General features: G+C 62.1%; 23 protein-coding genes. 16 read left to right on the forward strand and 7 right to left on the reverse strand.

Annotated features, from left to right (window positions below; genetic code table 11):
• Positions 1-53 precede the first annotated feature (53 nt).
• The gene (locus FHK92_RS03395; RefSeq protein WP_181286828.1) at positions 54-1,205 is read left to right on the forward strand and encodes a M14 family metallopeptidase; all 1,152 of its coding nucleotides are present in this window, start codon (positions 54-56) and stop codon (positions 1,203-1,205) included.
• Between the two features lie 178 nt (positions 1,206-1,383).
• Here FHK92_RS03395 and FHK92_RS03400 read toward each other — a convergent pair whose 3' ends face one another.
• Positions 1,384-1,920: a cytochrome b gene (locus tag FHK92_RS03400; protein ID WP_181286829.1), complete on the reverse strand. Its 537-nt coding sequence runs from the start codon at positions 1,918-1,920 to the stop codon at positions 1,384-1,386.
• On the reverse strand, positions 1,917-2,996 hold the full coding sequence (locus FHK92_RS03405; RefSeq protein ID WP_181286830.1) for a catalase family peroxidase: 1,080 nt from the start codon (positions 2,994-2,996) through the stop codon (positions 1,917-1,919). Before FHK92_RS03405 ends, FHK92_RS03400 begins: the two co-directional genes overlap by 4 nt.
• A 166-nt stretch (positions 2,997-3,162) precedes the next feature.
• On the opposite strand from FHK92_RS03405, the gene FHK92_RS03410 reads away from it, so the two are divergent.
• Both FHK92_RS03410 and FHK92_RS03415 read left to right on the forward strand, forming a co-directional pair.
• Positions 3,163-3,669, forward strand: a complete 507-nt coding sequence (locus FHK92_RS03410; protein ID WP_181286831.1) for a sigma-70 family RNA polymerase sigma factor — start codon at positions 3,163-3,165, stop codon at positions 3,667-3,669.
• On the forward strand, positions 3,666-4,418 hold the full coding sequence (locus FHK92_RS03415) for an anti-sigma factor family protein (protein WP_181286832.1): 753 nt from the start codon (positions 3,666-3,668) through the stop codon (positions 4,416-4,418). Before FHK92_RS03410 ends, FHK92_RS03415 begins: the two co-directional genes overlap by 4 nt.
• 129 nt (positions 4,419-4,547) lie before the next feature.
• Here FHK92_RS03415 and FHK92_RS03420 read toward each other — a convergent pair whose 3' ends face one another.
• On the reverse strand, positions 4,548-5,384 hold the full coding sequence (locus FHK92_RS03420) for an IclR family transcriptional regulator (protein ID WP_181286833.1): 837 nt from the start codon (positions 5,382-5,384) through the stop codon (positions 4,548-4,550).
• 245 nt (positions 5,385-5,629) lie between these two features.
• Between FHK92_RS03420 and FHK92_RS03425 the strand changes: the two genes are divergently transcribed.
• From FHK92_RS03425 to FHK92_RS03460, 8 genes are all read left to right on the forward strand, one after another.
• A complete protein-coding gene (locus FHK92_RS03425) occupies positions 5,630-6,655 on the forward strand; it encodes an ABC transporter ATP-binding protein (RefSeq protein ID WP_181286834.1) in 1,026 nt (341 codons plus the stop codon).
• Positions 6,652-7,521 carry an ABC transporter permease gene (locus FHK92_RS03430; RefSeq protein WP_181286835.1) on the forward strand — a complete coding sequence of 290 codons (870 nt, stop codon included), beginning with the start codon at positions 6,652-6,654 and terminating at the stop codon, positions 7,519-7,521. The genes FHK92_RS03425 and FHK92_RS03430 overlap by 4 nt, the downstream gene beginning before the upstream one ends.
• Before the next feature lie 6 nt (positions 7,522-7,527).
• Positions 7,528-8,322 carry an ABC transporter permease gene (locus FHK92_RS03435; RefSeq protein WP_030140057.1) on the forward strand — a complete coding sequence of 265 codons (795 nt, stop codon included), beginning with the start codon at positions 7,528-7,530 and terminating at the stop codon, positions 8,320-8,322.
• Between the two features lie 7 nt (positions 8,323-8,329).
• The gene (locus FHK92_RS03440) at positions 8,330-8,620 is read left to right on the forward strand and encodes a (2Fe-2S)-binding protein (protein WP_181286836.1); all 291 of its coding nucleotides are present in this window, start codon (positions 8,330-8,332) and stop codon (positions 8,618-8,620) included.
• Between the two features lie 160 nt (positions 8,621-8,780).
• Positions 8,781-10,136, forward strand: a complete 1,356-nt coding sequence (locus FHK92_RS03445) for an FAD/NAD(P)-dependent oxidoreductase (protein WP_181286837.1) — start codon at positions 8,781-8,783, stop codon at positions 10,134-10,136.
• Positions 10,133-11,248 carry an NAD(P)/FAD-dependent oxidoreductase gene (locus FHK92_RS03450; protein ID WP_181286838.1) on the forward strand — a complete coding sequence of 372 codons (1,116 nt, stop codon included), beginning with the start codon at positions 10,133-10,135 and terminating at the stop codon, positions 11,246-11,248. The genes FHK92_RS03445 and FHK92_RS03450 overlap by 4 nt, the downstream gene beginning before the upstream one ends.
• A gap of 18 nt (positions 11,249-11,266) precedes the next feature.
• Positions 11,267-12,328: an ABC transporter substrate-binding protein gene (locus FHK92_RS03455; protein WP_030140053.1), complete on the forward strand. Its 1,062-nt coding sequence runs from the start codon at positions 11,267-11,269 to the stop codon at positions 12,326-12,328.
• A 122-nt stretch (positions 12,329-12,450) separates the two neighbouring features.
• Positions 12,451-13,803 carry a leucine-rich repeat-containing protein kinase family protein gene (locus FHK92_RS03460; RefSeq protein WP_181286839.1) on the forward strand — a complete coding sequence of 451 codons (1,353 nt, stop codon included), beginning with the start codon at positions 12,451-12,453 and terminating at the stop codon, positions 13,801-13,803.
• Here the strand turns inward: FHK92_RS03460 and FHK92_RS03465 are convergent.
• The gene (locus FHK92_RS03465; RefSeq protein WP_181286840.1) at positions 13,800-14,504 is read right to left on the reverse strand and encodes a YebC/PmpR family DNA-binding transcriptional regulator; all 705 of its coding nucleotides are present in this window, start codon (positions 14,502-14,504) and stop codon (positions 13,800-13,802) included. The genes FHK92_RS03460 and FHK92_RS03465 overlap by 4 nt on opposite strands.
• 219 nt (positions 14,505-14,723) lie before the next feature.
• Here FHK92_RS03465 and FHK92_RS03470 point away from each other — a divergent pair, with 219 nt between their 5' ends.
• Together FHK92_RS03470 and FHK92_RS03475 are read left to right on the forward strand one after the other, a co-directional pair.
• Entirely contained in the window at positions 14,724-16,127 is a 1,404-nt protein-coding gene (locus FHK92_RS03470) for a type VI secretion system Vgr family protein (protein ID WP_181286841.1), read from the forward strand.
• A gap of 187 nt (positions 16,128-16,314) precedes the next feature.
• Positions 16,315-16,863, forward strand: coding sequence for a cytochrome b (locus FHK92_RS03475; RefSeq protein WP_181286842.1), 549 nt, complete (start codon positions 16,315-16,317; stop codon positions 16,861-16,863).
• A gap of 6 nt (positions 16,864-16,869) precedes the next feature.
• Here the strand turns inward: FHK92_RS03475 and FHK92_RS03480 are convergent, their stop codons facing one another.
• Both FHK92_RS03480 and FHK92_RS03485 read right to left on the reverse strand, forming a co-directional pair.
• Entirely contained in the window at positions 16,870-17,778 is a 909-nt protein-coding gene (locus FHK92_RS03480) for a 1-aminocyclopropane-1-carboxylate deaminase/D-cysteine desulfhydrase (protein ID WP_181286843.1), read from the reverse strand.
• Between the two features lie 170 nt (positions 17,779-17,948).
• Complete coding sequence (locus FHK92_RS03485; protein WP_181286844.1) at positions 17,949-19,988, reverse strand: oxidoreductase; 2,040 nt, start codon at positions 19,986-19,988, stop codon at positions 17,949-17,951.
• 236 nt (positions 19,989-20,224) lie between these two features.
• Here FHK92_RS03485 and FHK92_RS03490 point away from each other — a divergent pair, with 236 nt between their 5' ends.
• The 3 genes from FHK92_RS03490 (at position 20,225) to FHK92_RS03500 (ending at position 23,738) form a co-directional block, all read left to right on the forward strand.
• A complete protein-coding gene (locus FHK92_RS03490) occupies positions 20,225-21,442 on the forward strand; it encodes a DUF3422 domain-containing protein (protein ID WP_181286845.1) in 1,218 nt (405 codons plus the stop codon).
• A gap of 125 nt (positions 21,443-21,567) precedes the next feature.
• Positions 21,568-22,698 carry a nitrilase-related carbon-nitrogen hydrolase gene (locus tag FHK92_RS03495; protein ID WP_181286846.1) on the forward strand — a complete coding sequence of 377 codons (1,131 nt, stop codon included), beginning with the start codon at positions 21,568-21,570 and terminating at the stop codon, positions 22,696-22,698.
• Positions 22,699-22,700: 2 nt separating this feature from the next.
• Positions 22,701-23,738 (forward strand): AraC family transcriptional regulator, encoded by a 1,038-nt coding sequence (locus FHK92_RS03500; RefSeq protein ID WP_181286847.1) that lies wholly within the window; start codon positions 22,701-22,703, stop codon positions 23,736-23,738.
• 300 nt (positions 23,739-24,038) lie between these two features.
• Here the strand turns inward: FHK92_RS03500 and FHK92_RS03505 are convergent, their stop codons facing one another.
• Positions 24,039-24,896 carry a DUF2242 domain-containing protein gene (locus FHK92_RS03505; protein WP_181286848.1) on the reverse strand — a complete coding sequence of 286 codons (858 nt, stop codon included), beginning with the start codon at positions 24,894-24,896 and terminating at the stop codon, positions 24,039-24,041.
• Positions 24,897-25,001 lie beyond the last annotated feature (105 nt).

Consider the following 25,001-nt stretch of genomic DNA (forward strand, 5'->3'; position numbering starts at 1 on the left):
GTTTCCCCCGCCTTGAGTGTAAAGTAACGGCACAAAAATCCTCTGCAGGAACCGTGACCGTGGCTAAATCCTCCTTCGATATCAGCGCCAGTTTTGACAGCGGCAACATTGAAGTCGTAGATATCAGCAACCCTCTGCAATCGCTGCTGAAGATTCGGCCTGACGCCCGTAGCGCACATTTCCAGTGGTTTCACTTCAAGGCCAGCGGCTTGCACGTCGGGCAGGAATATTCCTTTCGCCTGCTCAATGCCAGCCAGTCCTCCTATAACAAGGCCTGGACCGGCTATCAGGCTGTCGCGTCCTACGATCACGTCAACTGGTTCCGTATTCCTACGCAATTCGAAGGCGATGCCCTGCGCTTTCATCTGGAAGCCGAACAGTCTCATGCCTGGTTCGCCTATTTCGAACCCTACAGCCGGGGCCGTCACGATTGGCTGGTCGAGCAAGCGCAGCACAAGGCCGGAACCGAACTGTTGGCCACCGGCAAGAGCGTCGAAGGCCGTGACATTCCATTGCTGCGCAAGGGCAGCGGTGCCGAGGGCCGCCGAAAGATCTGGATCATTGCGCAGCAACATCCCGGCGAGCACATGGCCGAGTGGTTTATGGAGGGGGTAATCGAACGCCTCCAGCACCAGGACGATACACAACTGAACCGTTTGCTGGCCAAGGCCGACCTGTATCTGGTCCCCAACATGAATCCGGATGGCGCGTTCCACGGGAACCTGCGCACGAATGCGATGGGGCAGGACCTGAACCGGGCTTGGCAGAATGCCAATCCGGAAATCAGCCCCGAGGTGTTTTTCGTACAGCAGCAGATGGAAAAATATGGGGTAGACCTGTTCCTCGACATTCACGGCGATGAAGAAATCCCCCACGTCTTCACCGCCGGTTGCGAAGGCAACCCAGGGTACACGCCACGGATCGCCGATCTCGAAGAGCGTTTTCGCAGCCACCTCAAGCGCCAGACCAAGGACTTCCAGACGACCTATGGCTACACACGCGACGAACCAGGCCAGGCCAACATGACCCTGGCCTGCAACGCCGTCGGCCAGAAATATGACTGCCTGGCCCTGACCCTGGAAATGCCGTTCAAGGACCACAACGACCACCCGAACCCACACACCGGCTGGTCCGGCAAACGCTCGATGCAACTGGGCAAGGATGTGTTGAGCACCATTGAGACAATGGTCGACGAGTTGCGCTGAGGTCCCATCGGCGCCCCGCCATCGATAGCCGATCGGCTCTGTAGGAGCTGGCGAAGCCTCGGGCCGCGTTCGGACGATCCTTTGATCTTGATCCAAAATGGAAAGATCGCAGCCTCGCTTCGCTCGTCAGCTCCTACAGATCCAGCGCGAGCAACCTCCCTCGCCACGGATCACAGGATCAACGCTTGCCACGCAACATACTGTCCAACACTTCATCCCGGCGCACCCACCCGTGAAACAGCGCCGCCGCCAGATGCACCAGCACGGTCAGGAACAGCAAATAAGCCAGGTAGCCATGGGCCTTGCGCAGCAGTGCGAAGGTCTGGGCATCCGCCGGCAGGATGGAAGGCAGGCGAAGCGATTCGCTGAGCATCACCGGGTCGCCCGCCGCCGAAATCATGCTCCAGCCCAACAGCGGCAAGACCAGCATCAAGGCGTACAACAAGACGTGCGAGGCTTTGGCCGCCAATGCCTGCCAGCCCGGCAGATCGGCCGGCAATGGCGGCGTCCGCGTGGTAAAGCGCACCACCAGCCTGACAATCACCAGCAGCAGGATCGCAATGCCCAAGGGCTTGTGCAGTTGCAGCAACCATTCATGGCGCTCGGACACCGAGGCGACCATGCCTGCGCCGATGAACAGCATGGCGATGATCATCAAGGCCATCAGCCAATGCAGCAGCCGAGCCAACGGTGCGAAATGTCGAGGCGCGTTCATTGGCGAGACTCCTGGGTGGTGGGCAATTGGCTGACTTCACTGGTGCGCCGCAGATAAGAACTGGCGTAAGCCGCCGAACGTGCGGCCAGCAACGGGTCATCGGAGCCTTCGATACCGTTGGGCAGGATCAGCGGGTCGTAGTTGATGTCGCGGCATTCGCCATTGTCTTGGGACTGAATGTTCTCCAGCACCAAGGTCCCGGCGTTGATTACCTTGCGGTCGCTGGGCCAGGCCTTGCTGGCGTCGTTGACCGGATCGCCCGGGTTGGCCAAGGTGATGTCCAGCCGCCAGCGCAAGGGGCCGGCCGCCAGGCGTTTGCTCAGGTCCTGTTCAAGAAAATCGGGGCCTTGGGGCGGTGTCGTGTCCGCCGCATCCTGGCTCATCGGCACCACACCCCAGCGCACTGCCTGGCGTTGCCCGGCAGGATTGACCAGATAGAATGCATTGATTCCGTTGTAGGTTTCGGTGGCGTAGCTGGCCGATGGCTTGGCCGTCTTGATCCATTGCAGGAACGGCATCGCCTCGGGATGTGCGGCAAAAAATGCCGGCACCGCCGCGGGGTTCGGCTTGCCCGTGGTCGGATCCGGCGACTGAGCCTGTTGAAGCTGATAGAACGCCTCGGGCGTCCCCACCGGGAACACCGGCATGCTGTTCATGCCTGTGCGCCATTGCTGTCCGTTGGCCTGGGTAAACCGCAATGCCAGGCTTCGGATCGGCACACTGCCATCCGGTGCGTAAGGGTTGCCACTGGGCAGCGCAAAACGCCCGACCACCGGAGTCCGCGCATAGTTGAACACCTGCGCGCTGGAATAGGCGCGCGCCTCGCCGCTGTTTTCAAAGTAACCGGCGACGCAGACACCTTTGGAGTGGTTGCGCCGGAAACCCGCATGGACTCCGTTGTTTGCTTCCAGGACATTGACCAACGCCTTGGGCGTCAGGCGTTGCGGGTCGAGGGTGCCGTTGACGTAGGCAAACGCCCCGGCCAATGCCGCAACGACCACGGCAATGCCAGTCAGGCGCAATGTCAGACTGGCGGCGCTCAGTGGCGGCCGAGGTCCAGAAGAAGGGTCAACCATTTGGAGACTCCAAGGCACAAGGCCATTTGTGGAAAGGACCCGTCAGACGAAAGCCTGATGGGTTTATTCCCTCGCGTCGTATTTATTTTTCCTACGCTGGAATAATCTCTTTCCTGGATCGTCTTTCCAGTCACCAGCAGCGACTGACCCACGAAGCCATGCCCCTATGAACGAACTCGACGATCAGTTGCGCCTGCTCATCCCGCGGCTACGACGTTTTGCCGTATCGCTGACGCGCAATCCGAGCAATGCCGATGACCTGGTCCAGGCCTGCCTGGAACGGGCCTTGTCGAAATGGAACGACAAACGCCCGGAGGGCGATCTGCGGGCCTGGCTGTTTTCGATTCTTTACCGGCAGTTTCTCGATGCCCATCGCCGCTCCCGGCGGTACGCGCGCATGCTGGAGTTCTTTACCGGACGTGACGATGCACACCCGTCCGCCGAGCGCAGCGTAGTTGCCCAATCGTCCCTCCAGGCTTTCGATCAACTGCCCGCCGAACAGCGTGCGCTGCTGCTGTGGGTCTCTGTGGAAGGCCTGAGCTACCAGCAAGTCGCCGACATCCTGGGTGTCCCGACCGGAACCGTGATGTCGCGCCTGTCCCGTGCCCGCCAGGCATTGCGCCAACTCAGCGAAGGCGAAATCGCCCGCCCTGCCCTGCGGATACTCAAATGATCAGCATGCCCCCCAGTGACAACGATCTGCACGCCTACGTCGATCATCAACTGAGCGAAGCCGACCGGCGCCAGGTGGAAACCTACCTGGCCAGCCACCCCGCCATCGCCAAGCGCGTGCGGGCCTGGCAGCAGGATGCGCAGCATTTGCGCACGACCCTGAGTGCAACCTTGCAGCAACCGCTCAATCCGAGCCTCGACCCGACCGTCATCCGTCAACGCATGAAACATCGTGCGCGCCGCCATCTCGCCAGCGCCGCGGCCCTGATGCTGGCCGTGGGTGTCGGGGGATTGGGCGGATGGCAGGCCCGGCAAATAACCCTGCTCAGCGCAGCGGCGCCGATGGCTGACGCATTGCAGGCGTACCGGCTGATTGCCCAGCAAGGCGTGCTTCCGGCCGATTACCAGGCGGGCGACGAACACAACATGCAAGGCTGGCTCGACCGTTACTTCACCCAGGCCGACCGATTGCCGGACCTTTCGGCGGCGGGCTTCAAGCCGGTCAGCGGACGATTGCTCAGCACTGAACAAGGCGCGGCGGCGATGGTGGTCTATCAGGATTCGAGCGGCCAGAAGATCAGCTTCTATATCCGCCCACCGGGTCCAAGGAATTTCCTGCTGCCCCGCGGCAGCCGGCGCGATGGCGAGCTGCAAGCCGAGTACTGGTCCGGACCTGGATACAACTATGCGATGGTCATCCCCAGCGATACGCCGACGGCGCAGAAGCTCAAGCAGACCCTGAATTTTTGACCATCAATCCCCTGTGGGAGCGAGCTTGCTCGCGATAGCGGTGGATCAGTTGGAACTGATCTGGCTGACATACCGCTATCGCGAGCAAGCTCGCTCCCACAGGGTGTGCAACAGTCTGGAAGACTCCACTCACCCCTGCCTGAACACCTGCGAAGGCCTGCGCAGCAGCGGGTCGAACGGGTTGATTCGTGGGCCGATCAACGCGGCTTCGCGCTTGAGCATTTCCACCACGGTCGGCAGGCGATCCGGCCCGAGGCGGTCACTGATGGTTGCCACGCTCAAAGCCGCCACGGCCCGCCCCTCGCGATCGAGAATCGGCACCGCCACGCCGGCCATGCCCTGCAACACCCCGGTGTTGCGCCCTGCATAGCCCAGCGTGCGGACGTTATCCACTTCCGTGCGCAGGAAGACTTCATCGTAGAGATGAAAATCCTTGAGCCGCGGCAGGTTGTATTGGATCACCGTGTCGCGCTCTTCTTCAGGCAGGAACGCCAGGATCGCCAGGCTGCCCTGCCCCACGCCCAAGGCCACTCGACCGCCGATGTCACCGGTGAAGGTGCGGATCGGAAACGGACCTTCACTGCGGTCCAGGCAAATCGCATCGAAGCCGCAGCGCGCCAGCAAGAATAGCGAATCTCCCAGGGAAGCCGACAACCGCAACATGGCGGGCCTCGCTAGTTCCCGTAGATTGCCGGTGTTGCCGGCGCGAGCGGCCAGGGCGAAGAAATCCAAGCTCAAGCGATAGCGTTTGCTGCGCCCATCCTGCTCGACCATGCCCTCGTCCATCAGGTTGCGCAGCAAGCGGTGCGTGGTGGGCTGGGACAGGCCGATGCGCTGGGCCAGTTGCGTGACGCGCTCGCCTCCCTCGGCAGTCTCGCCCAGGCTGCGCAGCACGGCAAACAACCGTGAGACCGAGCCGACTCCCACTTCATTCTTTTCGATATTCCGCTCACTGGAATCAGGCATAGGATTTTTTACTCAATTATTTACTCACCGAGTGAAACTGAAAATAGTCATCGCTTCAGTGAAATAGTCCATTGAGCCCATCCTATTCTTCGTCCTACTCTGCGTCCATACAGGGGCGATTCGAACAACAGCGGCAGCCGACTAGAAATCGAGCGCCAACGCACCCCGCAACATCCTTTCGTATCTGCCCATACAAAAAAGCGCGCCTCGCGGCGACGCATAACAATCTCAGGTGGAGCGCAGTCATGGCTTTCGTGCAACTTGAAGACTTGAGCAAACGTTACGGCGACCTGGACGCCGTGGTCGCCACCAACCTCTCGGTTGAGAAAGGCGAGTTCGTTTCCTTGCTGGGGCCGTCCGGTTGCGGCAAGACCACGACGTTGCAAATGATCGCCGGCTTCGTCGAGGCCAGCAGCGGCCGCATCCTGCTCGATGGGCGCGACATCACCCACGCCAAGCCCGCCAGTCGCGGCCTGGGCGTGGTGTTCCAGAGTTACGCGCTGTTTCCCCACATGACCGTCAAGGACAACGTCGCCTTCGGCTTGCGCATGCGCAAAGTGCCCGGCGCCGAATTGCAGTCCCGGGTCGATCGCGTGCTCAAACTGGTGCGCCTGGACCGACATGCCGAGCGTTATCCCCGAGAGCTTTCAGGCGGCCAGCGCCAGCGCGTCGCATTGGCCCGGGCGCTGGTAATCGAACCGCCGGTGTTGCTGCTCGACGAGCCGTTGTCCAACCTCGACGCCAACCTGCGCGAGGAAATGCAATTCGAAATCCGCCGCATCCAGCGCGAAGTTGGCATCACCACATTGATGGTCACCCACGACCAGTCCGAAGCGCTGTCGATCAGCGATCGGGTCGTGGTCATGCAGGCCGGCCGCATCACCCAGATCGACGCGCCCTACACCCTTTACGAACACCCGCGCACCGAGTTCATTTCCGGCTTCGTCGGCAAGGCCAACCTGCTGCCCGGCGAACGTGACAGCGCCGGTGTCGTGCAAGCCTGCAGCGCCGGTAAAGGCGAGCTGACCCTGAGCCTGCGTCCGGAGAAAATCGACCTGTGTGCCCCCGGTTCGGGACGGCTGCAAGGCACCGTCAGCAACCGCTTCTTCCTCGGCAGCCAATGGCTGTACGGCGTCAACACCAGCCTGGGCGAACTCAGCGTGGTGCGGCGCAACGACGGCTCGGCGCCCCTGGCCGAAGGCACCGCCGTCGGCCTGGACTGGGACCCGGCGTTGCTGCGAGTGTTGAGCGTGGATGAGGTGCCGGCATGAAGCTGATCGACGCCATGAAGCGCGGCCGCCAAGGCTATTGGATGTCAGCCCCGGCCCTGGCCTTGTACCTGGGTCTGCTGGTGATTCCCCTCGGCCTGACGCTGGTGCTGTCGTTCAACGTCTTCGACTACGGATCGGGCATCAACAGCGACGCCTACACGTTCGAGCACTACACCAGCCTGCTGGGCGACCCGTATTTCTACGAAATTTTCCTGCGCACGTTCTGGATCAGCGCGCTGACCACGCTGCTCTGCGTGGTGATCGGCGTACCCGAGGCCTACATCCTCAGCCGCATGGGTGCGCCGTGGCGTTCGATCTTCCTGATCCTGATCCTCACGCCATTGCTGATTTCGGTGGTGGTGCGAGCGTTTGGCTGGAGCCTGCTGCTCGGCGCCGATGGCTTGGTCAACCAGACGCTGCAGGCCCTAGGCGGTTCACCGATGAAGCTGCTCTATACGCCGTTCGCGGTGGTCATCGCCCTGGTGCACGTGATGCTGCCGTTCATGATCATTCCGGTGTGGACGTCACTGCAAAAACTCGACCCGGCCGCCGAACAGGCCGCCCTTTCCCTGGGCGCGAGCCAGTTCACGGTGATCCGCAAGGTGGTGCTGCCACAGATCATGCCGGGCGTATTGTCCGGCACCCTCATCGTGTTCGGCCTCGCCGCCAGCTCTTTCGCCATCCCCGGCCTGCTCGGCGGCCGACGCTTGAAAATGGTCGCCACGCTGATCTACGACCAATACCTGTCGGAACTCAACTGGCCGATGGGCGCGGCCATTGCCGTCGCGCTGTTGCTGCTCAACCTGCTGATCATGCTGTCGTGGAACCGCATGGTCGAAGGCCGCTACAAGAAGTCATTGGGGTAATTCTTCATGTCCAGGAACGGTCCTTTCGCCCTGTTGTTTCATGCCTTGGTGGTGGTGTTCATGCTGGCGCCGCTGGTGGTGGTCTGCCTGGTCGCGTTCACGCCGGAAAACACCCTGAGCCTGCCTACCACGGAGTTTTCCCTGCGCTGGTTCCGTGCCGTGTTCGAGCGCGCGGACTTTGTCGATGCGTTCTACAACAGCCTGATCCTGGCGTTCAGCGCGGCCTCGTTGGCGACGCTGATCGCGGTGCCGGCGGCGCTGGCGATCACCCGGTTGGAGTTTCCTGGTCGGGACTTCTTCAACGGTCTGTTCCTGTCGCCGATCATCATTCCGCACCTCGTGCTGGGCGTCGCGCTGCTGCGGCTGTTCGCTCTGATGGGTGTGAATGGCAACTTCAGCTGGCTGATCTTCGCCCATGTGCTGGTGATCACCCCGTATGTGCTGCGGCTGGTATTGGCCTCGGCCATCGGCCTGGATCGCAGCGCCGAGCAAGCCGCGCAGTCACTGGGGGCCGGTCGTTTCACCCTGTTCCGGCAGATCACCTTGCCGATGATTTTGCCCGGCGTTGCCGGAGGCTGGCTGCTGGCGTTCATCAACAGTTTCGATGAGGTCACGCTGTCGATTTTTGTCACCTCGCCGGCCACGCAAACCCTGCCGGTACGCATGTACGTCTACGCCACCGAATCCATCGATCCGATGATGGCGGCGGTTTCGGCGCTGGTCATCGCGCTCACCGCGCTGACCATGATTCTGCTCGACCGGGTCTATGGCCTGGATCGGGTCCTGGTAGGCAAACAATGAGGGCGCCATGGCTCTGCTGAAACGACTGGCCGAAATTGACCGCCCGGCCCTGGACTTCTTGCTCGACGGCGAACCCGCCAAGGGATTGCTCGGCGATACCGTGCTCACCGCCGTGCTGACCTGCGGTGACCACCTGCGTGGCAGCGATTTCAGCGCCGAGCCCCGTGCCGGCTTCTGCCTGATGGGCGCGTGCCAGGATTGCTGGGTCCGACTGGGCGACGGCCGCCGCGTGCGCGCCTGCTCGACGATGCTTGAAGCCGGCCAGCAGATCAATCGCGAACCGGGGCGGCAAGTATGATGGGCTTTGCCAGGTATGGCCTCTTCGCGAGCAGGCTCGCTCCCACAGGGGAACTGCGCCGTGCCCCCGACCCACATCCACCCCATACTCCTTGTGGGAGCGAGCCTGCTCGCGAAGGCGGCATCAAAGACACCGCCAAAGCCTCGCCAATGAGGTGCCCATGAAACCCATCGTCATCATCGGCGCCGGCCCCGCCGGTATCCGCGCTGCGCAAACCCTGGTCGCCCATGGCCTCTATCCGGTCCTGCTGGACGAAGCCGCGCGCGGTGGCGGGCAGATCTACCGGCGCCAGCCCGCGAACTTCACCCGTCCATCGGACACGCTGTATGGCTTCGAAGCAGCAAAGGCCAACGCCATCCACCAGACTCTGGATGAGTTGCGCAAGCAGCTCGATTACCGCCCCGACACGCTGGTCTGGAACGCCGAAGCCGGTCAGCTGGATACCTTGCATGAGGGCCGCGCCGCTCGCCTGGATTACGCCAGCGTGATCGTCGCAACGGGGGCCACTGACCGGATCCTGCCGGTCCCTGGCTGGACCCTGCCAGGCGTCTATAGCCTGGGCGCCGCGCAGATCGCCCTGAAATTCCAGGGTTGCGCCATCGGTGAGCGGGTGGTGTTCGCAGGCAGCGGGCCACTGCTTTATTTGGTCGCGTACCAATACGTCAAGGCCGGCGCCAACGTCGTCGCCGTACTCGACAGTTCGCCATTGACCGCGCAGATCCGCGCCCTGCCCGGCCTGCTCGCGCAACCGGCCACGCTCGCCAAAGGGCTCTATTACCGCGCCTGGCTCACGGCTCATGGCGTCCCGGTACATCAAGGCGCCAGCCTCGCGCGCATTGAAGGTGAGCGCCGGGTGCAGTCGTTGAAATGGCGCAACAAAAAAATTGAGCACACCCTCGATTGCGATGCAGTGGCCTTCGCCCATGGCCTGCGCAGCGAAACCCAACTGGCCGACCTGCTGGGCTGCAAGTTTGCCTGGAACGCGCTCAACCGGTCCTGGCTGCCGCAACGCGACAGTGCCGGACGCAGCAGTTCGGCCGGTGTCTACCTGGCCGGCGACGGTGCCGGAATCATGGGCGCCGACGCCGCTGAAATGGCCGGGGAACGAGCCGCGTTGGTGCTACTTGAAGACCTCGGTTACCGAGTCGACCCGCAACGCTGCGCCCAGCTGGAACAGTCCCTCGACCGCATCGGCCATTTCCGCCAAGGCCTGGAGCGAGCCTTTCCCTTCCCCGAGGATTGGGCCGGCGGTGCCCCCGACGACCTGATGATTTGCCGCTGCGAAGAAGTCAGCGTCGGCGATATCCGCCAGGTCGTCCGGGAAGGCCATTGGGAAATCAACCGGGTCAAGGCCCATTGCCGGGTGGGCATGGGCCGCTGCCAAGGGCGGATGTGCGGTGCCGCGGCAGCGGAAATCATCGCCCATGAAAGTGGCCGCGCCGTTCGGGACATCGGCCGCCTGCGGGCACAGGCACCGGTCAAGCCCGTGCCGTTTGGCCTGGAGGTCGAGCCATGATCGAAGTCGATGCGGTGATCATCGGCGGCGGCATCGTCGGCGCCTCTGCGGCGTTGTTCCTGAGCAAGGCCGGGCGTCGTGTGGCGCTGCTGGAGCGGGACTTCTGTGGCTCGCATTCCAGCGGCGTGAACTACGGCGGCGTACGGCGCCAGGGCCGGCCCTTGTCGCAACTGTCGCTGTCGCAACGGGCGCATGATATCTGGGGGCAATTGCCACAGTTGATCGGCATCGACGGCGAGTATCAGCGCAGCGGCCATCTGAAGCTGGCCCGCAGCCCCGATGACTTGCGTTCGTTGCAGGATTACGCCGCCAGCAGCCAGGGCTTTGGCCTCGATTTGCAGTTGCTGGATCGCGACGAATTGCGCAGGCGATTTCCCTGGGTCGGCAGCGTCGCGGTCGGCGCCTCGCTGTGCCCGGACGACGGCCATGCCAACCCCCGGCTGGTCTCGCCGGCATTTGCCCAGGCGGCCCGCAGGCACGGTGCGCAGGTTCACGAGCAGTGCCCGGTGAGCCAGGTAACGCACGACGGCCAGCACTTTGCCGTGCGCACCGAAACCGGCCTTGAGTTTCGCGCGCCGTGGCTGTTGAACTGCGCCGGTGCCTGGGCGAGCCGGTTTGCCGCGCAGTTCGGCGAAGCAGTGCCGATGTACGCCGGGCACCCGGCGATGCTGGTGACCGAACCGCTGCCGGTGGTGATGGACGCCAGCACCGGCGTCGAAGGCGGCGGCATCTACGCGCGACAGGTCGCCCGGGGCAATTGCGTATTGGGCGGCGGCCAGGGTTTCGCGCTGGACGACGCCCGCGCCCGGCCCGGCCAGAACGCCGTCATCGAGATCCTGCGCCAGGCCGTCGAACTCTACCCGTTCTTGGAGGGCGCCCAGGCGATTCGCACCTGGAGCGGCACCGAAGGCTACCTGCCCGATCGCCAACCGGTGATCGGCCCCAGCAGCACCCAACCCGGTCTCTTGCATGCGTTCGGCTTTGCCGGCGCGGGCTTCCAGATCGGCCCGGCGGTGGGCCAGGCGCTCACCGAAATCATCTGCAGCGGGGCTTCGTCCACGCCGCTGGATTCGTTTTCCATCACCCGGTTCCACTCCATCTCCGTTGCTTGATAGAGGAAGGTCGCGCCAATGAATAACGTCAAACGCAGTGCACTGTTTGGTTTCTGCTCGCTGGGTTCCGCTTGCCTGGGCGCCCTGCTCCCGGTCACACAGGCGTTGGCCGAGCCGACGCTTTATCTGGGCATGAACGGCGGCACCATGGAGCGGTTGTACGCCGACAAGGTCTTGCCGGCTTTCGAAAAAGCCAACAACGTCAAGGTGGTGATCGTGCCGGGCACTTCGGCCGACATCCTCGCGAAGGTCCAGGCCAGCAAGGGCAACCCGCAGATGCACGTGATGTTCCTGGACGACGGCATCATGTACCGCGCCATCGCCATGGGGCTGTGCGACAAGCTTCAAGACAGCGCGCCCCTGGCGCAGATCCCGGCCAAGGGCCGCATCAAGGACCAGGCCGTCGCCGTCAGCCTCGGCGTCACCGGGCTGGCCTACAACACACGGCTATTCAAGGAAAAAGGCTGGAATACGCCGACCTCGTGGATGGACCTGGCCGACCCGCGATTCAAGGACAAAGTGGTCTTCCAGTCCATGGCCTCGTCCACCTTCGGCCTGCACGGTTTCCTGATGTTCAACCGGATCCAGGGTGGCAGCGAAACCGATGTCGAGCCGGGTTTCAAGGCGTGGCCGAACACGGTCGGGCGCAACGTGTTGGAGTACATCCCCAGCTCGGCGAAAATTTCCGAAATGTTGCAGACGGACGAAGCAGCGCTGTTCCCACTGACGCCGACCCAAGTCACCGCGTTGAAACTCAAGGGCATGCCGGTCGAATACGCGCAGCCGAAAGAAGGCGCGGTGGTGCTGAACGTCGCCGAATGTGCCGTCGCGCAGAACAGCGAACCCGAACTCGCGCAGAAACTCGCCGCGTTCCTGCTGACCCCCGAAGCCCAGGCCATCGCCCTTGAAGAAGGCGACCAGATCCCGTCCAACCCCAACACACCGACCACCGACAAGACCCGCGGCCAGGTGGAAGCAATGAAAAAATACCTGGAAACCGCGATCGCGGTGGATTGGGATCAGGTCAATGAACAACGTCCGGCCTGGAACGCACGGTGGAACCGCAGCATCGAGCGCTAGAACGCGCTTTGCGGTTATCATGCGCCAATCCATAAACCAAGCTGATCAGCTGTGGCGAGGGAGCTTGCTCCCTCGCCACAGGTTTTCCTGCGCTTTCCTCTTGTCGAACAGCGAACCCTTCCATGCACACCCTCGCCCAACTGCGCGCCGGCCAGCTTTCAGGCATAACCCGACTGGACCTGGCCTGCGGCTTGACGGAGTTCCCTCGGGAAATCTTCGAACTGGCCGACTCCCTTGAGATACTCAACCTCAGCGGCAATCAGTTGGAAACACTGCCCGACGACCTCTATCGGCTGACCCACCTGAGGGTGCTGTTCTGCTCGGATAATCGCTTCACCGAACTGCCCGAATGCCTGGGCCGTTGCGCCGGATTGACCATGGTCGGCTTCAAGGCCAACCAAATCGAACGCGTCACGGGTGCGGCATTGCCGCCACTGCTGCGCTGGCTGATCCTGACCGACAACCGTATCAGTCAGCTACCGGATGAGCTGGGCCAACGCCCGCATCTGCAAAAACTGATGCTGGCCGGTAATCGCCTGCGCGCGTTGCCGAAGAGCCTGGCCCAGTGTCATCGCCTCGAATTGCTGCGTGTTTCCGCCAATCAGCTGGCCGAGCTGCCGTCGTGGTTGCTGGAACTGCCAAACCTCAGTTGGCTGGCCTACGCCGGCAACCCATTGGAAGCCGAAGCCGATGCCCAGGCGCTGCATGCCGCCACGCCGATCGACTGGGCGCAACTGAGCTTGCAAGCCTCATTGGGCGAAGGCGCTTCGGGCGTGATCCATCAAGCGCTGTGGCAGCCACCAGGCCGCGCAGCGCAGAACGTCGCGGTCAAGCTTTACAAAGGCCAGATGACCAGTGACGGGTCACCATTGCACGAGATGCATGCGTGCATCACCGCCGGTAAGCATCCAAACCTGATCGAGGTGCTGGGTCAGGTCAACGGCCATCCAGGGCAACAGGCCGGGCTGGTGATGGCACTGATCGGTCCGGATTACCGTAACCTGGCCGGATTGCCGAGCCTGGAATCCTGTACGCGTGATGTGTACGCCGATGGGCTGCGCCTGCGGGCGGAGGTTGCCTTGCGCACTGCACGAGGAATTGCTTCGGTGATGGCCCACCTGCATCGCCAGGGCATCACCCATGGGGATCTGTACGGGCACAATATCCTTCGCAACGACCACGGTGATTGCCTGTTGGGGGATTTTGGCGCGGCGTCGTTCCATGCCACGACAGACACTTGGCAGGCACGCGCCCTCCAGCGCATCGAGGTGCGAGCCTTCGGGATTCTGCTGGGAGAACTGCTTGCGCGGATCGAACCGACACTCGCCGAGGAGGCGCTCGGGCGGTTGCGGCAATTGGAGACGCGCTGCTGTCAGCCGGATGCGCTGGCGCGGCCCGGATTCGAGGAGATTGAAGACTTACTGCACGACCGTGGCGAGGGAGCTTGTTCCCTCACCACAGCGACCTTGGCTTAACCCGCCAGGCCGACAAACATGTCCTGCACGTCGTCATGGTTGTCGAGGCCTTCAAGGAATGCCTCGACTTCGGCCATCTGCTCGTCGGTCAGGCCGCTGACCGGGTTCTTCGGCTGATAGCCCAATTTGGCGGACAACACCGTGAAGCCCTGCTCCGGCAACGCCTTTTGCACGGCGTCCAGATCGGCAGGCTCGGTGATGAACAGCGTCGCACCGTCCTCGCCCGGTTCGAAATCCTGGGCCCCGGCCTCGATAGCCGCCATTTCCGGATCAACGTCCGGGCTGTCCGGTGCGGCCTCGATCATGCCGACGTGATTGAAATCCCAGGCCACCGAGCCCGAGGCGCCCAGTTGGCCCTTGCGGAACGCGACGCGGATCTCGGCGACGGTACGGTTGATGTTGTCGGTCACGCACTCAACGATCAGCGGCACCTGATGGGGCGCAAACCCTTCGTAGGTGACGCGATGGTACTGCACGGTCTCGCCAAGCTGGCCGGAACCCTTCTTGATCGCACGTTCCAGGGTCTCGCGGGGCATCGAGGCCTTTTTGGCCTGCTCGACCACCAGCCGCAAATGCGCATTGGTCGCGACATCGGCGCCGTTGCGCGCGGCAATGGTGATTTCCTTCACCAGCTTGCCGAAGATCTTGCCCTTGGCGTTGGCAGCCGCTTCTTTGTGTTTAACCTTCCACTGTGCGCCCATTACTCACTCTCTTGTCTGACGCGCCGAGACATCTGCCGGCCGGCGCTGTGGCGCAAGTTTATACGCCCACAACCGGCTGATCGACCAAAAAATCGTTCCCGCTTCATCGACATTTCCACAACATGCTGTAGGGCATTTCCGAAATAGCGGTTCGGGCACGGCGTCACTCGCTGGGGTTTCGTACCCTCTGCACTTCTCTCCGTGAAAATACGAGCGGCAATGCGCAACGATATGGAAAATCCCTTCAGCCTGACGATCATGCAAAGCGACATGCGCCTGCATGTCCTGAGGCTCAACGGCCGGGAAGCGCTCAATCAACCGTACCGCTTCGACCTCGACCTGATCGGCCTGGTGCCGCCGATCAGTCCCGACGCGTTGTTGGGCCAAGCGGCCTTCCTGCGCCTGGACGGCGAGTCCGGCATACACGGGATTGTGCACAGCGTTAGCCTGAGCGCCGGTGCTGCGCACCGCGTCGGCTACCAGGTGACGCTGGTGCCGTACATTCAGCGACTGGAACAACAACCGCAGCGTCGAGTTTTTCATCGGCTCACCATTGTGCAGATCCTGCAGCGCCTGCTGGAAGAAAACGCAGTGCCCGCCCATAGCTATCGCTTCGAACTGCCAAATGGTCATTACCCGTGTCGGCCATTTTGTATCCAGTACGAGGAAAGCGACCTGACGCTGCTGCAGCGGCTATGCGAAGAAGAAGGCATTCATTACCACTTCGAACACAGCCCCCAAGGTCACGTCATGGTGTTTGCCGAGGATCCGAAGAGCTTTCCTATACAGGCGGCTGAACTCCTCATGGAGGCGGATAAAATCGGCGCCATTACGCGGTTGTATCAACGCCATCATTCAATCCCCCCTGGTCCGCCCTGCGGATTTCGCGATCGTGCAGTGGCCGAAACGACCGACACCGCGAACCCCGCATCCCAGGAGGCGGCCCACGAAAGAAAGCGTGACGACCCGACAGGGACTCACCGTTTCCAAGCAGGCCGGCGGCGCCTGGAGCGGTTGCGCTACCGAAAACGAGAGATCCACGGGCACACCCTCTCGCCGGCCCTGCGCAGCGGCCATATCGCGCGGATCGATGGGCACCCGGTATCGACGTTCAACGACCAATGGCTGATTACCGAGATTCGGCATCGTGGACGACAATTTTCAATTCTTGAAACGAACCTGCCTACCCCACCCGCGGGAAAGGACTACCGCAATCAGTTCTGCGCGATCCCTTGGTCCTCCGTGTACCGACCGCTCCTCACACATCCCAAGCCATGCATACCCGGCTTTCACCTCGCCTATGTACTCGGTCCGCCTGGCCAGGCCGTGACGCCTGACCTACAAGGCCGGCTCATGGTCAGCCTCTGGAACCGCGATGATGAAGGCATCGCGCTACCCGTGTCGCGCCTGACGCCCGGCGATCACCCTTCGTTGCTGGCCGGTAGCGAGGTGCTGGTGAGCTTCCTCGACGGCGATCCCGACCGACCGGTCCTTTGCGCGGGATTGCTCGAGCCCGGCCCGGGCAATGGTGGCCCCGCGTCGCCCCGCCCCGTGGCGCCGAGCAACAACAATACGGGCTTGTTGTTCGACTGGCTCTTGAACCCACCGGACGTTACACCTTGAGAAAGCCCATGAGCCGGCCGGAAAAATGGGCTCCCGTCGGCGGCAATGGCGAGAGCATTTCATGAGCGAATCATAAATTCATCGACGCAACCTGATCTGGCTCATGCAAACCCAGCGAAACGGGCTTAAAGTGCAAGCACAACGCTGCTCTAGACAGCGCTTTACCCTGATGGTTGGAGATACCCGCATGCCCTGGAAAAATTCCGCAAACCGCTACAGTACCGTCACGGTCACCTTGCATTGGCTGATGTTGGTGCTGTTGGCCGTGGTTTATGCCTGCATTGAGTTCCGAGGCATTTTTCCCAAGGGCAGCGGCGGTCGAACGCTGATCAAGGAAGCGCATTTCATGCTTGGCCTGACCGTATTCGTGCTGGTCTGGCTACGCCTGTTCGCCCGCAGCATGGGCAAGGCCCCGGCGATTTTTCCAGCGTCGCCCGCCTGGCAAACCTTCCTGGCGCGCCTGATGCACTGGGCGTTGTACCTGTTCATGATCGCCATGCCACTGCTGGGTTGGCTGATCACCAGCGCCGAAGGGCATCAAGTGATGTTCTACGGTTTTGACCTGCCGCTGCTTGTCGAGCCGGACAAGGCGTTCGCCAAGCAAGTGGAAGGCTGGCATGTGCTCGGCGGCACCATTGGCTATTGGCTGATTGGCCTGCATGCGCTGGCCGGGCTGTATCACCACTATGTGGTGCGCGATAACACGTTACTGCGGATGATGCCCAAGCGCGGCTGAAGACGATCACTGGAACCCCCGGCGGCCCTGCAAGCCGCCGGTGTGGACGAAGATCAGCCGAGTACCGGCGGCAAACTGCCCGGCCTCGACCCGAGCCTTGAGCTGCATCAGCGCCTTGCCGGTGTACAACGGCTCTAGCTCGATCTGCGGGGTGGTTTCGATGAAGGCTGTGAGGCCTTCGTCAACCCGGGCAAATCCGCCGCGACTGCCGTCAATCAGTTCATAAAGCGGATTGCCCAATCGCGCCTCTTTCACGATGCTTTCGACTTGCTGCTTCACGCCGTGGCTTTCGGGAACCGCCAGGACACCATGGACCGGACGCCTTCCCGCTTCCGCCAGTACAAGGCCGGCCAGCGACGTTCCTGTGCCGCACGCCAGCCACCAACCGTGATAATCGGGCCACCCCAAGCCCACCAATTGATCGCGAACGCGGGTCTCCCAGATCATGCAACCTTGCGCGCCAGGCAACCCCGAGCCGCCTTCGGGGATCGCCCATAACTGTGGGTATTGCGCCTGCCAGGGCGTCCAGAAATTCGCATCATGGCGCCTTCGGTACCCTTCATAACCCAACCAGTGCAGCGTCATGCCGAACGCTTTCAGGTCGAGTACCGTCGGCGTTTCCCGAGGATGCCCGCGCAGCAGCCCCACCGTTGGGAAACCGAATCGCTGGCCCGCCGCCGCCAATGCATGCAAGTGATTGGAGTAGGCGCCGCCAAGGCTCATGATCCCGTCCGCACCCGCCACGTGGGCGGCACGCAGATGATGAAGCAGCTTGAACCATTTGTTGCCGCTGATCAGCGAATCGATCCGGTCCAGGCGCAACACCGCCACCTCGACGCCGGCATGGACGAGCCAGTCCAGGTGAAGGGGTTCGAGGCGAGGCTGGGGGTGCCAGTCGAGGGCAGAAAGCAGCATTGAAAAAAGATCAGGGCGGGAGGTGCCGGCATCTTAACAGTTGCCCCTTCCTGTGGGAGCGAGCTTGCTCGCGATTGCGGTCAAGTAGTCACATCCACTTGACTGACCTACCGCTATCGCGAGCAAGCTCGCTCCCACAATGGAATTCACGGGGCTTGAGGCTTTGCGCCTTACAACTGCGCCGCCAGCCGCGAACCCTGGTCGATGGCGCGTTTGGCGTCCAGTTCCGCCGCCACGTCGGCACCGCCGATGAGGTGGACCGTCTGCCCGGCCGCTTCCAGGCCTTCCTGCAACTCGCGCAGCGGATCCTGCCCGGCGCAGATCACGATGTTGTCCACAGGCAGCACTTGCGGCTCACCTGTTTCGCCAATGCGAATATGCAGGCCTTCATCGTCAATCTTCAGGTATTCGACGCTGTTGAGCATCTGCACCTGCTTGTTCTTCAAGCCCGTGCGATGAATCCAGCCGGTGGTCTTGCCCAGGCCGTCGCCGACCTTGGACTTCTTGCGCTGCAACAGGAACACCTGGCGCGCCGGAGCATGGGGTTCGGCCTTGATCCCGGCGACACCGCCACGCGCCTGCAGGTGGGTGTCGATCCCCCATTCCTTCCAGAACGCTTCGCGGTCCTGACTGGTCGCAACACCTTGATGGACCAGGAACTCCGACACGTCAAAGCCAATCCCACCGGCACCAATCACCGCGACACTGCGGCCAACCGGCTTGCGTTCGAGGATCACATCCAGGTAACTCAGCACCTTGGGATGTTCCACCCCCGGAATCGCCGGCACCCGCGGCGCGATGCCCGTGGCCAGGATGATTTCGTCGAAACCGCCGGCCACCAGTTGCGCCACGTCGACCCGCGTATCCAGGCACACTTCCACATGGGTGGTCTGCAACTTGCGCTTGAAGTAGCGCAGGGTTTCAAAGAACTCCTCCTTGCCCGGCACACGCTTGGCGACATTGAACTGACCGCCAATTTCGCTGGCCGCGTCGAACAATGTCACTTGATGCCCCCGCTCGGCCGCCACGGTAGCCGCGGACAACCCGGCAGGACCGGCCCCGACCACGGCGATTTTCTTCACCTGGGTGACAGGCAAATAGTTGAGTTCGGTCTCGTGGCAGGCACGTGGATTCACCAGGCAACTGGTGAGCTTGCCGCCAAACGTATGGTCGAGACAGGCCTGGTTGCAGCCGATGCAGGTGTTGATTTCGTCCGCCCGGCCTGCGGCGGCCTTGTTGACGAATTCCGGATCCGCGAGGAAGGGCCGCGCCATGGACACCATGTCGGCATCGCCTTCTGCCAGGATCCGCTCGGCCACGTCAGGCGTGTTGATACGGTTGGTGGTGATCAGCGGAATGCTCACCGAGCCACGCAGCTTGGCGGTCACTTTACTGAACGCCGCCCGCGGCACTTTGGTGGCAATGGTGGGAATCCGCGCTTCGTGCCAACCGATACCGGTGTTGATGATCGTCGCGCCGGCCTGTTCGATGGCCTTGGCCAATTGAACGATCTCATCCCAAGTGCTGCCGCCTTCCACCAGGTCGAGCATCGACAGGCGGAAGATGATGATGAAATTCGGGCCGACCGCCTCGCGTACGCGGCGCACGATTTCCACCGGCAGGCGCATGCGGTTTTCGTAGCTGCCGCCCCAGCGGTCGGTCCGGTGGTTGGTGTGGGCCGCCAGGAACTGGTTAATGAAATAACCTTCCGAGCCCATGATCTCGACACCGTCGTACTCGGCCTTCTGGGCCAGCACCGAACAGGTGACGAAATCGCTGATCTGTTTCTCGATGCCCTCTTCGTCCAGCTCCTTGGGCTTGAACGGGTTGATCGGTGCCTGGATCGCGCTCGGTGCCACCTGCTTCGGGCTGTAGGCATAGCGGCCGGCGTGAAGAATCTGCATGCAGATCTTGCCACCCGCTTCATGCACCGCCCGGGTGACGACCTGGTGCTTGAGCGCCTCTTCCTCGGTGGTCAGCTTGGCCGCGCCGGAATAAACGCCACCTTCATCGTTAGGCCCGATCCCGCCGGTCACCATCAGGCCCACGCCGCCCCGGGCGCGCTCGGCGAAATACGCCGCCATGCGCTCGAAGCCACCCGGCTTCTCCTCGAGACCGGTGTGCATCGACCCCATCAAGGTGCGGTTGCGCAACGTGGTAAAGCCCAGGTCCAGCGGGGCCAGCAAATGCGGGTAATGAGGGGCGGCCATCGGTAACTCCACTTCGGGCGATTACGGAAAATGCGGAAGCTCTTCGGCCTCCATCGTCTTGCTCGACAGCGTAAGAGCCGGGGTGCAAGCGCTCAATGACCGTAACTGACAACTTAATGATCCAAATGCGCAGCGACTCCGCGCAATGGGCCGTGACTTGCGGCAGAGCGCGCAAGTCCTATGGAAGCTGGCAGGTGCTCTACCCAACAATAACGCTAACCACACGGTCGCCTCGCATGCATCCCCAACGAAAAATGCTGCACAACGAATTGCACGCCCGTCCATCGCTGTATTTCGACGAACCGGCCCACGTCTTTCACTTGGCCTTGCTGGGTGACAACGTCCGGTGCGAAAAGCTGCTCGGGCACTTGTGCCCCGACACCGTGGCGAGCGATGCCGCACAAGGCATAACCCAGCTGGACGGGCATCCTCTCAAGTGGGAACGCCACACCGAATTCTTCACCCTGACCCTGGTCGTTGCAGCGGGCAACCATGAGCTGCAGTGGGCCACCCTGCCCGAGTGCCTGGCGCGGGGCATCGAAGATCATCGCGAACACATCATCAATGCCGTTCAGGTGCTGGTGCGCGGCGAAGCAGAGCTCGACGTGTCCAGCTACGGCTTTAAGGATCCCTGCGGCTCAAGTGTCGGCGGAGGCGATGCCGTGGTCTGGAGCGACTTTCGGCTGACCGAGGACGGTACCAATCGCTTGCTGTTCATCAATCGAAGACTCAACGCCTACCGCCAGGGACGGATGATCCGGCGGCTGTTGGAAATCGAAACCTATCGCATGATGGCATCGTTGTCGCTGAGCACTGCCAAGGCGCTGGACCCGCAACTGAATGAATACGATCGCACCCTCGTGGCGCTTTCCGAACGCAATGCAAATGCCAGCGGCGTGCATGCCAAGGCCTTGCTTGAAGATATCACCCAACTCTCCCGCCAGATCGTCAGCAGTACGGTCAAGAATCGCCACCGGTTCAGCGCAACCCGAGCCTATGCGCAACTGGTCTTCGAACGCCTGGGCGAGTTGCGGGAAAGCCACCTGGGTGATTGTCAGCGATTGGGCGTGTTCATCGAGCGGCGCTTCAAGCCAACGGTGCGGTATTGCGCCGCCACTGAACAGCGGCTTGAACAGCTCGCCATGAGCGTTGCCAACCTGGGCGACCTGCTGCAGGCGCGCGTACAGGTCGAGATGGAAGACCAGAACGCGGAGATCCTGCGCAGCCTCAACGCACGTGCCGACGCGCAAATAAAGATTCAACGGGCCGTGGAAGGCTTATCGATCATCGCCATCACCTACTACCTGATCAACTTGTTCAAGCTGGTCTATAGCGGACTGCATACGCTGGGGGCGAGTCTGTCTGCCCGTGAAGCGCTACTGGGCATGGCACCGCCGGTATTGTTGATCATGTTGCTGATCATGCTTCGCATCAGGAAGGCCAAGAGTCACTAGGGTTAGCCTAGGGTGATGTCCGGCCTGTCCGGTGCACACCCTTTCGCTAATCCGTTGTTTTCCGTACCCTGCCAGGTGACTCTTGATGAAAATCACGACCCTGTACGCGGCGACCGACTGTTCCCATGCGCAAATTTTTGTACCTGCTGTTTTCCCTGGCGTTGTTGGCCGTCCTGATCACCTACGCCTCGTGGACAGCAGACCGCCCGATGGGCCATTACCTGTCGGATCTACGGATCAACCTGGCGGTCGACCAAGGCACCCCCGCCGATCGAGGCAACCTGCTGGGTATCCAGCCGGAATTGTTTCCCACCGACTACCAGACCCCCGAGCGCCTGCATCGAAAGCTCGCCGCCTACCTGCAAACTGCTCGCGACCAAGGGTTTCTCAACGACAAGACTATCGTGGTCCTGCCCGAGCACATCGGCACCTGGTTGATGGTCAGCGGTGAAAAAGACGAGGTTTACCAGGCACCGACCTTGAAACAGGCCATGCACTGGCTGGCGCTCAGCAACCCGCTCGCGTTCATTCGCGCACTGGCCGGTGCCCAGGGCGACAACCGCCTGGACGATGCGTACCTGCGCATGAAGGCAGGCGCCATGGCCCGCGACTATCAGATGCTGTTCGGTGGGCTCGCCAGGGAATTCAACGTAACGCTGGTGGCCGGGTCCATCGTCCTGCCAGAGCCCAGCGTCAGCGAAGGCGAACTGACCGTCGGGCGCGGCGCCCTGTACAACAGCAGCCTGGTGTTCGGTCGCGACGGCCGCCCCATCGGCCAGCCCCAGCGTCAACGCTATCCGGCGTTTGACCAGCAGGACGTGCTCCAGGCCGAACGGCCGGATGTCACGCATGTCATTGAGACGCCCGCTGGACGCCTGGGCGTGCTGATTGGTACCGACAGTTGGTACCCGCTGCACTATCGACAACTCGACGAACAAGGCGCGCAGCTGATCGCTGTGCCGGCCTTCGTCGCCGGTCGCGATGGCTGGAACAAACCCTGGAACGGCTACAAAGGCCTGACCACTCCGAGCGAAGTGAGCCTCAAGCCCGGTGAAGTGAACGAAGGCCAAGCCTGGCGGCGCCTGACATTGACCAGCCAATTGCCGGTCAGCCAGGCCCGTGGCGGCGTCAGCGTGTTCTTGCGTGGGCAATTCTGGGACAGCGGCAGCGCCGGGCAGAGTTTCATCAGCCACGACGGCCAGCAATTCGCCGACGGCGAAGCCCGCGGGGCACGCCTGCTCAACCTGTGGCTATGAACATGAAGCCGCAGCCGATGCGCCTGGGCGACTTGTCCGTAGGCTTCGTCCATAGCCTCGCTGATGCTGTGGCCAGCCATGGGCAGGATCCCCAGCCACTGCTTGAACAGTACGGCCTCGACGCGGCGCGCCTGGCCGAACCCTGGGCTCGCCTGTCGATTCCGCGCTACATGCGCTTGGGCCATGCCGCGATCCAACTGACCCAGGATCCGGCCCTGGGCCTGCGCATGGGCCAGCTCAGCCGCTTGAGCCAGGCCGGGCTGGCCGGCGTCACCGCCGCACAAGCACCTACCGTACGCGAAGCCGCACGCTGCATGATCCGCTTCGAACCCTTATACGGTTCCAACTACCGTGGGCAATCGAGCTTCCACGAGGATGCGCGAGGTGCGTGGCTGCGGTTCTATTCCATCAGTCCGTACAACGCCTTTAACCGCTTTGTCGTGGATTCGATCATCGCCGGCTGGCTCCAACAGCTATCCAGCATCAGCGACATCGCGCTGCGGGCTGAGCGTATCGAAATCGAATTCCAGGAGCCGGAGTATCTGGCGGCCTATCGTGTGTTAGGCGAGTGCCCAATCCAGTTCGGCGCCGAACAGAACCAACTGCGCCTGGGCCTGGACAGTCTCGCCCAGCGCAACCGTCAGCACTGCCCCAGCACCTGGCACCATCTGGTTCAGCTATGCGAGCGGGAACTGGAGCAACTGACACGAACGCGCAGCTTGCGCGAACGCATCATCCAATTACTGGGACCGTTGCTCAGTGGCGGACGGGAACCTGACCTTGAAGAAGTCGCCACGCGCCTGAAATTGCCGACCTGGACGTTGCGTCGCAAGCTGGCTGAAGAAGGTACGCAATACCGGGCGATCCTCAACGACACCCGCCGAGACCTGGCCATGACGTACATTCGCGACACGGAACTGGCGTTCGGCGAAATCGCCTACCTGCTCGGGTTTGCCTCAGCCGAGGCGTTTCAGCGTGCTTTCAAGCGCTGGAACAACCAGACGCCGGGAGAATTTCGTCGCAGCCGCAAGGGCGCTTGAACGTCGCTCTCTGAGACATACCGCGGCAGCTATCCAACCTACCTACAGCTCCGTCGCGTCTTCGGCGGGCTCCAGCGGATCCAGCTCATACGCCTGATATTCCAGCAGCTCTTCCTGATAGTCGTCCATTGCGTGTCCTTCCCAATTTCGTTGAACCAATGCCTGAAGGCCTGGAAATCAGCATAAAGCTGCTTTATGAACAAAACATGAAGCCAAGGCTTCATGAATTAAACGTAGCACAGCATCGGGAATTTAAAGCCGGGAGATGTAGCAAGGGATTACGTCCCTTGCTACACCGCCTCAGGACGCAGGAAGTGGCTGGATGGGCTCGGTCGGCGCCGGCAGGGAACTGGCCGGTGGCGGCGTAATGGTTTCCGTCGACGAAGGTGCGTAGGACTCGGGCTCACTGGGGGCAATCGGCGCCGGCTCGACCGGTGGTGCGACCGGTTCCGATACGGCTGGCGCAGGTTCGACCGGCGTCGCTGGCGCAGGGGCTGGCGTCGGTTCCGGTGCCTGCAGCGCCGCCGGCTGAGGGGCAGGAGCAGGCACCAAGGCAGCCGGTTCGGCCTTGGGCTCGGGAATGCCGAGCTCGGTTTTCGGTTTTTCGCCGGTCTCGACGGCTTTTTTTGCTTCCGGAGGCAGGAAGAGCTCTACCAGCGTAAAGAAACGCTCGTAGAACTTGGCTGCCGACACGGTTTCGCTGGCCACCTTGACCATCGAATCATCCGAAGAGCCAATCGGCATCGACACAGACCCCAATACCCCTACGCCCAGGCTGGCAGAGTTATTGATTTTCTTCAGGGCATAACGGTCCTGCAGGGCGTTGGCGAATATGGTCGCGCGATGTCCAGGGCCGCCATCCTCGGCGCAGACCAGGTTGAAACTGATCTCCATGTGGGTGTCACCGGTCTGCTGGAAACTCTTGTGACCGCTGACCAGCTTCGGATCGCTGCTGGTGATGATGTACCCCTGGCTGAGCAATGCCCGACGGCCCGCTTCGCAGGTCGCCACATCAGTCACAGGATAAGTGCGCGAGAACGTGCCCGAATCATCAAAGTTCTCGTGCTCGTAGATGGCCGCCTTCTTGGAGGAACAACCGGTTGCGACGGCCAACAGCAATGCCAGCCCAACGGTGCGCATGTGAAATGATCTGAACATTGAACATCCTGGGAAAAACAGTCCGGCGCGTATTGTGCAACAGAACGCTGCCGGGCAGCTTGGCTAATCATGTCTCAAAGGGCTTACAAGTCTACGGGGGGTTCT

Source organism: Pseudomonas brassicacearum subsp. neoaurantiaca (genome assembly GCF_013608025.1).
Lineage (GTDB): Bacteria > Pseudomonadota > Gammaproteobacteria > Pseudomonadales > Pseudomonadaceae > Aquipseudomonas.

Excerpts from the sequence above, each read along its gene's own strand:
- FHK92_RS03485 (WP_181286844.1), bottom strand. The coding sequence starts at position 19,988 with ATGGCCGCCCCTCATTACCCGCATTTGCTGGCCCCGCTGGACCTGGGC.
- FHK92_RS03480 (WP_181286843.1), bottom strand. The coding sequence starts at position 17,778 with ATGCTGCTTTCTGCCCTCGACTGGCACCCCCAGCCTCGCCTCGAACCC.
- FHK92_RS03410 (WP_181286831.1), top strand. The coding sequence starts at position 3,163 with ATGAACGAACTCGACGATCAGTTGCGCCTGCTCATCCCGCGGCTACGA.
- FHK92_RS03500 (WP_181286847.1), top strand. The coding sequence starts at position 22,701 with ATGAAGCCGCAGCCGATGCGCCTGGGCGACTTGTCCGTAGGCTTCGTC.
- FHK92_RS03400 (WP_181286829.1), bottom strand. The coding sequence starts at position 1,920 with ATGAACGCGCCTCGACATTTCGCACCGTTGGCTCGGCTGCTGCATTGG.
- FHK92_RS03505 (WP_181286848.1), bottom strand. The coding sequence starts at position 24,896 with ATGTTCAGATCATTTCACATGCGCACCGTTGGGCTGGCATTGCTGTTG.
- FHK92_RS03440 (WP_181286836.1), top strand. The coding sequence starts at position 8,330 with ATGGCTCTGCTGAAACGACTGGCCGAAATTGACCGCCCGGCCCTGGAC.
- FHK92_RS03405 (WP_181286830.1), bottom strand. The coding sequence starts at position 2,996 with ATGGTTGACCCTTCTTCTGGACCTCGGCCGCCACTGAGCGCCGCCAGT.
- FHK92_RS03490 (WP_181286845.1), top strand. The coding sequence starts at position 20,225 with ATGCATCCCCAACGAAAAATGCTGCACAACGAATTGCACGCCCGTCCA.
- FHK92_RS03445 (WP_181286837.1), top strand. The coding sequence starts at position 8,781 with ATGAAACCCATCGTCATCATCGGCGCCGGCCCCGCCGGTATCCGCGCT.
- FHK92_RS03495 (WP_181286846.1), top strand. The coding sequence starts at position 21,568 with ATGCGCAAATTTTTGTACCTGCTGTTTTCCCTGGCGTTGTTGGCCGTC.
- FHK92_RS03430 (WP_181286835.1), top strand. The coding sequence starts at position 6,652 with ATGAAGCTGATCGACGCCATGAAGCGCGGCCGCCAAGGCTATTGGATG.
- FHK92_RS03415 (WP_181286832.1), top strand. The coding sequence starts at position 3,666 with ATGATCAGCATGCCCCCCAGTGACAACGATCTGCACGCCTACGTCGAT.
- FHK92_RS03475 (WP_181286842.1), top strand. The coding sequence starts at position 16,315 with ATGCCCTGGAAAAATTCCGCAAACCGCTACAGTACCGTCACGGTCACC.
- FHK92_RS03470 (WP_181286841.1), top strand. The coding sequence starts at position 14,724 with ATGCGCAACGATATGGAAAATCCCTTCAGCCTGACGATCATGCAAAGC.
- FHK92_RS03460 (WP_181286839.1), top strand. The coding sequence starts at position 12,451 with ATGCACACCCTCGCCCAACTGCGCGCCGGCCAGCTTTCAGGCATAACC.
- FHK92_RS03455 (WP_030140053.1), top strand. The coding sequence starts at position 11,267 with ATGAATAACGTCAAACGCAGTGCACTGTTTGGTTTCTGCTCGCTGGGT.
- FHK92_RS03420 (WP_181286833.1), bottom strand. The coding sequence starts at position 5,384 with ATGCCTGATTCCAGTGAGCGGAATATCGAAAAGAATGAAGTGGGAGTC.
- FHK92_RS03450 (WP_181286838.1), top strand. The coding sequence starts at position 10,133 with ATGATCGAAGTCGATGCGGTGATCATCGGCGGCGGCATCGTCGGCGCC.
- FHK92_RS03425 (WP_181286834.1), top strand. The coding sequence starts at position 5,630 with ATGGCTTTCGTGCAACTTGAAGACTTGAGCAAACGTTACGGCGACCTG.
- FHK92_RS03465 (WP_181286840.1), bottom strand. The coding sequence starts at position 14,504 with ATGGGCGCACAGTGGAAGGTTAAACACAAAGAAGCGGCTGCCAACGCC.
- FHK92_RS03435 (WP_030140057.1), top strand. The coding sequence starts at position 7,528 with ATGTCCAGGAACGGTCCTTTCGCCCTGTTGTTTCATGCCTTGGTGGTG.